This window comes from Amycolatopsis sp. NPDC023774, assembly GCF_040639695.1.
Taxonomy (GTDB): domain Bacteria; phylum Actinomycetota; class Actinomycetes; order Mycobacteriales; family Pseudonocardiaceae; genus Amycolatopsis.
The window spans coordinates 708,448-714,856 of record NZ_JBFAAJ010000002.1 but is presented as its reverse complement, the minus strand read 5'-3'; the positions used below and the strand labels follow the sequence as shown (position 1 = coordinate 714,856).

Annotated in this window: 5 protein-coding genes and 1 pseudogene; 2 read left to right on the top strand and 4 right to left on the bottom strand. The window is 73.3% G+C overall.

Annotated elements, in window-relative coordinates:
* Positions 1-106: 106 nt before the first annotated feature.
* Positions 107-1,030, bottom strand: a pseudogene (locus AB0F91_RS09510) (RluA family pseudouridine synthase); the annotation flags it as partial.
* A 47-nt stretch (positions 1,031-1,077) separates the two neighbouring features.
* Positions 1,078-1,470, bottom strand: coding sequence for a DUF5313 domain-containing protein (locus AB0F91_RS09505; protein WP_360596256.1), 393 nt, complete (start codon positions 1,468-1,470; stop codon positions 1,078-1,080).
* 115 nt (positions 1,471-1,585) lie between these two features.
* On the opposite strand from AB0F91_RS09505, the gene AB0F91_RS09500 reads away from it, so the two are divergent.
* A complete protein-coding gene (locus AB0F91_RS09500) occupies positions 1,586-2,029 on the top strand; it encodes a MarR family transcriptional regulator (RefSeq protein WP_360596254.1) in 444 nt (147 codons plus the stop codon).
* A gap of 4 nt (positions 2,030-2,033) precedes the next feature.
* Here the strand turns inward: AB0F91_RS09500 and AB0F91_RS09495 are convergent, their stop codons facing one another.
* Together AB0F91_RS09495 and AB0F91_RS09490 are read right to left on the bottom strand one after the other, a co-directional pair.
* Positions 2,034-2,555, bottom strand: a complete 522-nt coding sequence (locus AB0F91_RS09495; protein ID WP_360596253.1) for a YceI family protein — start codon at positions 2,553-2,555, stop codon at positions 2,034-2,036.
* The gene (locus AB0F91_RS09490) at positions 2,552-3,154 is read right to left on the bottom strand and encodes a hypothetical protein (protein ID WP_360596252.1); all 603 of its coding nucleotides are present in this window, start codon (positions 3,152-3,154) and stop codon (positions 2,552-2,554) included. Before AB0F91_RS09490 ends, AB0F91_RS09495 begins: the two co-directional genes overlap by 4 nt.
* 119 nt (positions 3,155-3,273) lie before the next feature.
* On the opposite strand from AB0F91_RS09490, the gene AB0F91_RS09485 reads away from it, so the two are divergent.
* Positions 3,274-6,018 carry an AAA family ATPase gene (locus AB0F91_RS09485; RefSeq protein ID WP_360596251.1) on the top strand — a complete coding sequence of 915 codons (2,745 nt, stop codon included), beginning with the start codon at positions 3,274-3,276 and terminating at the stop codon, positions 6,016-6,018.
* The last annotated feature ends 391 nt before the right edge of the window (positions 6,019-6,409 follow it).

The following is a 6,409-nucleotide window of genomic DNA, read 5'->3' as shown; positions in this document are numbered from 1 at the left end:
AAACACCCACCCCCAACCCCTCCGGCTGGTAGTGGTTGTGGGGTTTTTTGCTGTGGGTTCGCTGCGCGCGGGGGGGCGCCCCCCCCCCCGCCGGCCCCCCCCCCCCCGCCCACTCGTCCGGTGAGTCCCACGCCGTCAGGCGCAGGGAACTCGTGAACCGGCGGTGCTCGCCGCTCACGGGATCGTCGAACTCCAGCGCCTTGGCCAGCAGCTGCAACGGTTTCGTGAAGTCGTCGAGCGGTTTTTCCGTCAGCACGGGGTAGAAGTCGTCGCCGAGGATCGGGATGCCGAGGCCGGACAGGTGCACGCGAAGCTGGTGCGTGCGGCCGGTGGCGGGCAGCAGGCGGTAACGGCCGAGCCCGTCGCGGTGTTCGATCAGTTCCACGCGGGTCTCGGCGTTCACCGGCCCCTCGATCTCCTGTGCCGCAAGCACTCCGCGTTCCTTGACGATGTGGCTGCGGACCGTGCGCGGCAGCTCCAGCGACGGGTCGTAGGGCGCGATCGCTTCGTATTCTTTCGTCACGCGTCGGTCGCGGAACATCGTTTGGTACTTTCCGCGCACTGCCGGTGTGATCACGAACATCACGAGGCCCGCGGTCACGCGGTCGAGCCGGTGCGCGGGAGACAACGCCGGCAGGTCCAGGTCGCGCCGCAACCGCACCAGCGCGGTTTCGAGGATGTGCTTGCCGCGCGGGATCGTGGCGAGGAAGTGGGGTTTGTCGACCACCAGCAGGTGGTCGTCGCGGTGCACGACGGTCAGGTCGAACGGCACCGGCACCTCGTCGGGCAGGTCGCGGTGAAACCAGATGAACGAGCCGGGCACGAACGCCGCGTCGACGCCGAGCGGCCCGTCGAGCCCGAAGATGCGCTCCTCGCGCAGCATCTGCTCGATCCGTGCCGGGTCCAGCCGCGGCAGCCGCTCCACGAGATGCTCCAGTAGCGTGCCCCACGGGCCCTCGTCGGGCATCCTCAGCCGCGCCGGGTCCAGCCCGTGGCGCGGCGGCAGCGGGCCGCGAAGCTTGCGTCTCATCGGACGCCGACTCTAGTCGTCGCCGGCGGCACCGCTGCCGGGAGCGGTCACTCGCCCGTGTTCTGGCGATAGATCGCGATGTAGCGGGCCTTCGCCTCGGCGTCGGCGGCTTCGGCGGCCTCGCGGCGGATGCGCTTGCCCGTGCCGGGAGGGAAGCCGTTGCGCGAGAGGCGGTGCTCGATGCTTTCCTCCATGTACACCGACGAGTAGAAGTACGCGACCAGCGCCGCCATGAGCACGATCGCGAGCCGCAGCGCCAGCGGTCCCGGCAGCAGCAGCCACACGAGGCACAGCGGGATGAGGCCCACGGAACTGCGCAGCACGTGCCGCGCCTTCCAGTGCTTCGACGTCGTGTCGTGCAGGATCCAGTCCCGGTAGCGTTCGGGCAGACGCCCGCCTACTGCGTACCAGAACCAGCGGAACACTCCCGGACGGTCCATCACGCCTCCTTGTCGGCTACCGTCAGAGTACACTAATAATTAGTGCGCTAATCGATGAGGTAGCCGAGGCCACACCCGAAACCGTTAAGGTGGCCCGGACCAGGAGGAGGACCCCGTGGCAGAGATCGACTTGGGCGACGACCCGCTGAAGCTCGACCGCCAGGTGTGCTTCGCGCTGTCAGTCGCCTCGCGCAGCGTCATCGCGGTCTACCGGCCCCTGCTGGAGCCGTACGGGCTGACGCACCCGCAGTACCTCGTGATGCTCGCGCTCTGGGAGAAAGCCCCGAGGTCGGTGAAGGACCTCGGGGCCGCGCTGCGCCACGAACCCGCGACGCTGTCTCCGCTGCTCAAGCGGCTCGAAGCGATGGGTTACGTCACCCGCGGCCGCAAGGCGTCCGACGAGCGGCAGCTCACTGTCGAGCTGACCGAGAAGGGCCGCGCGCTGCGGGCCGACGCCGAGAAGATCCCGTATCGCGTGGTGGAGACGCTCGGCATGGAGGTCTCCGAGCTGGAGGCCCTCCACGCCGCGTTGGGCCGCGTGATCGAGGCGACCGCCTGAGCGCTCAGTGTGGCGCCACGAGCACCGCGTCGATGCCGATTTCCAGGTAACGCCCCACGATCGCACGCGGCGCGCCCATGCCGAGCGGTGCCCGGTCGAGCCTCGCGCGGGCCTGGAGGCGCACCGAGCCGCCGCCGGTGTCGGCGGGCCGTTCGACGGTGAGCGTGAGCGGGCACGTGGTGCCGCGCAGGCTCAGGAACCCTTGCGCCGCCCAGCCTTCCGGGCAGGTGGTGATGTCGCCGGACGCGAAGGTCATCGTCGGTTCCGTGCCGCAGTCGAGCCACGGGGACTTCTGCAGGTCGCGGTCGCGGCGGCGGTTGCCCGTGTCGATCGCGGACAGGTCGAGCTCCGCGCGCAGGGCGGTCGGCGTGCCGGCGGTGTTCACGTGCACTGTCGCGGATCGGACGGGGATCGAGCCGTGCACGAGGTGGAAACCGAGCTTGCGCACGCTGAACGTGGCCGACGTCCGTCCGGTGTGGACGGTCCAGGTGCCAGGACGCAGTCGGGTGGCGGTGGGGGTGCTCATCGGGTACCTCCGGTGGTGACGGATGCGGGCAGGGTGTGGTGGAAAACGCGATGCAGGTCGATCCGCTCGGGGCCGGCGAGCAGCGCCGGGTCCTCGTCCGGCAGCAGCTCGGTGCTCAGCACCGCCTTCTGGACGGCTTCGATCGCGGCGACGGACTCGGCGAACCCGAGCACGAGCCCCGCGCCGTCTTCGGCCCGCAGCACGAACACGGGGCCGATGCCCGGCACCTGCCGGGCGGCGGGCCAGATGCGCTCACGGCCCGCGAAGTCCTCGGCGCGGACCTGCGCCTCGTCGCGTGGTCCGGTGAACCGGCTGGCCTGGGCGTAGTTCGGCGCGCCCGGTGCGAACTCGGCGGAAACGACCTCGTAGACGTCGGTGTCGAGCCACGTGGTGCCGGGACCGGTGTGCGCGGCGGCTTCTTCCGCCGACGCGGCGTCGGGCCAGAACGCGACACTCGCGCCGAGCACGCCGGCGACCTGGCCGAGCACGCACCCGCCGAGGGGCGCCGGGCCGGGGTGCAGCTGCGCGGCGAGGGCCCGGCCCCAGTCGCCGCTCTCGGTGGCGGTGTTCCGCCGGAACTGGTGGACGGTGGCGTACATGCTGCTCCTTCGGCCTGGGGTGGGAAGTTCGACGAGGTCCACCTTCGGCCGCGCGGACGTGCCGGACATCAGTGCCAGTACGCAGACGGACCACTGAAACCGGGCGCATACTGGCCTGCGTGACAGGCTCCGTGCCGTTCGTCGGCCGGGCCGGGGTGCTCGCCGACCTGCGCGGCCGGTTCGCGGCCGGCGCGGCGGGCACAGGTGCCCTGGTGCTGCTCGGCGGGCCCGCCGGCATCGGCAAGACCACGCTCGCCGAGGCCGCCACCCAGGGCCTCGCCACGGTGTGGGGCCGCTGCGTGGACGATCCCGGCGCGCCACCACTGTGGCCGTGGCGCCGCGTGCTGTCGGCCGTGCCCACAGCCGGCGCCGAGGTCGCCCGCGCCGTCGCCGACCTGGACGGACGCGCAGGTACGGACCTGGTCGCGGCGCGGTTCCGGCTCGTCGCCACGGCGGCCGACGCCCTCGTCGCCGCGGCCGAACCCGGCGGCCTCGTGGTGGTGCTGGAGGACCTGCACTGGGCCGACGAAGCGTCGTTGCGGCTGCTGCGCCACCTCGCCGGCGAGCTGCGCCGCTCACGGCTGGTGGTGCTCGCGACCTACCGCGACACCGGGCCCACGCTCGACGAGACGCTGCCCGAGCTGCTCGGCGGCCCCGCCACGCACGCCGTGACGGTCACCCCGCTGGCCGAGCCCGACGTGCGTCGGTACCTCACCGAGGTGGCCGGCGCGGCCGTCGGCGACGCCGAGGTGCGCGACGCGCTGCGCCGCTCCGGCGGCAACCCCCTGTACCTGCGGGCAGTCGCGCGTTCGGCCGGGTCCGGCGGCGGGCGCGCGGAACTGCGCCACCTCGTGCGGACGTCGGTGGCCGGGCTCGCGCCGGAGGTGCGCGAGCTGGTCGAGGTGGCGGCGGTGCTGGGGGAGGAGGTGGACTGCGGCGTGGTCGCCGACGTCGCGGGCCGGCCCGTCGCCGAGGTCGTGCCGCTGCTGGACGACGTCGTGCGCGCAGGCGTGCTCGTGCCCGTCGCGGCCGGGCGGCGCCGGTTCGCGCACGCCGTGGTGCGCGACGGCGTCTACGAGGACCTCGACCAGGGCGTGCGCGAGGCTCTGCACGCCCAGGCGGCGCTGGCGCTGACCCCGCGAGCCGAAGCCGATCCCGCCCACGCCGGGGTCGTCGCGGCGCACTGGCTGCGGTCGGCCGCCGACCCGGTGACGCTCGGCCGTGCCGCCGACTGGGCCGTGGTGGCCGGGCGCGAGGCGACGCGAGCGCTGGCTTTCGCCGAGGCGGCGAGGTTTCTGACTTTCGCCGTCGACGCGCGACGGCGAGCGGGCCGGACCGGCGGGCTCGCCGAGCTGCTCATCGACCTCGCCACGGCCGAGTACCGCTCGGGTCGCTTCGGCCCGGCCCTCGACCACGCGGAACAGGCGGCCGAGCGCGCGGAAACTCCGGAGACGCTCGCCGCCGCCGCCCTCGTCGTGCGGGACCTGTCCGCGCCGGAACTGTTGCCCCGGCTGGGAAAACTCGCGGACACGGCGCTCGGCGCGCAAGTGCCCGATACCCTGCGCGCCCGGCTGCTTGCGCAGGCCGCGTCGGTCGCCGCCGACGTCGGGCGCACCGGCGAGGCCCGCCGGCTGGCCGACGAAGCGCTCGCGCTCTCCGAACAGGGCACCGACGACGAGGCCCTGCTCGACGCCGTGCGCGCGCGGTTCAAGATCCTCCCGATCGAGCTGCCACTCGAGGACCGGCTGCGCCTGGGCTCCCTCGCCGTGCGTTTCGGGGACCGGCAGCCGCTTTCCGCGCTGTGGGGCCACAAGTGGCGCATCGACGCGGCGTTCGAGACCGGGGCGATGCCCGTGGTCGACTACGAGATCTCGGCCGTCACGGCACTCGCGGCGACGACCCGGCTGCCCTTGGTGCGTTGGCACGACCTGCGGCTGCGCACGTCGCTGCTCGCGTTCCGCGGCGGGTTCGCCGAGGCTCGCGAGCTGAACCGGCAGGCCAGGGACCTGGCTCTGGCCGAGCTGGCGGACGACCGCTCGGCGCTCGGCATGTCGTCCGCGTTCAGCCTGCAGCTCGCGCTCGTGACCGGTGACGTCTCCGAGATCGACGAGCACTACGACGAGGTGCTCGCCACCGCGGCGACCCTGCCCATCGCCGTGGTGTCCCGGCCGCTCGTGCACCTCGTTGTCGGGGAGGACGAGGCGGCGCTCGCGGGGTACGAGGCCGTGCGCCACCTCGCGCGGCAAGACGGCTTCGGCCTGCGGTCCAGCGGGGTGGGGCCGAACCTGGTGGTGCTGGTGGAGGCCTTCGGCGACGTCGAGACGGCTCGCTTCCTCGAGCCGGTGCTGCGGGCTGACGAGCGCGTGATGTCGAGCGGCGCGGGGGTGTTCTGCAGCGACTGCGGCACGAGCTGGCCGGCCCGCCTCGCCGTGGTGCTCGGCCGGCCCGAGGAGGCCGCGCGGCTGTTCGAGGCCACGATCGCCACGAACCTGCGGGTCGGCGCGCGCCCGTTCGTCGCGCAGAACCGCCTGCGGTTGGCCACGGTGCTCGCGACCCTCGGTGAGACCGGCAGGGCCCGCTCCCTGGCGCGCCAGGCCCTCGACGAAGCGCGCCGGCTGGTGATGCCGGGCACGGTGGACGGAGCCGGGAAGCTGCTGGCCCGGCTGAGCACGACCGGGCCGCTGACGCCGCGCGAACGCGAGATCGCCGGCCTCGTCGCCGACGGGCTGGCGAACCGCGCGATCGCCGAGCGGCTCGTGGTCTCCGAACGCACCGTGGAGAGCCACGTCCGCAGCATCCTGGCCAAGCTCGACCTGGCCAACCGCACCGAGATCGCCGCCTGGGCTCACCACAGCGGTGGATAACCAACCGCCCGACCACTTCGGCCACCTCTGGTTCGCTCACCCCCTGCCCCCTCACCGTTACTTCCACTCCACTGCTCGCCCCACTCTGCCCGCGCCCCTGGCTGCCGGACTGTGCCTGCTCGCCTCCTGCCGCCTCAGCTGCGGCCCACCCGCGCCCCTGGCTGCCGGACTGTGCCTGCTCGCCTCCTGCCGCCTCAGCTGCGGCCCACCCGCGCCCCTGGCTGCCGGACTGTGCTTGCTCGCCTCCTGCCGCCTCAGCTGCGGCCCACCCGCGCCCCTGGCTGCCGGACTGTGCCTGCTCGCCTCCTGCCGCCTCAGCTGCGGCCCACCCGCGCCCCTGGCTGCCGGACTGTGCTTGCTCGCCTCCTGCCCTCTCAGCTGCGGCCCACCC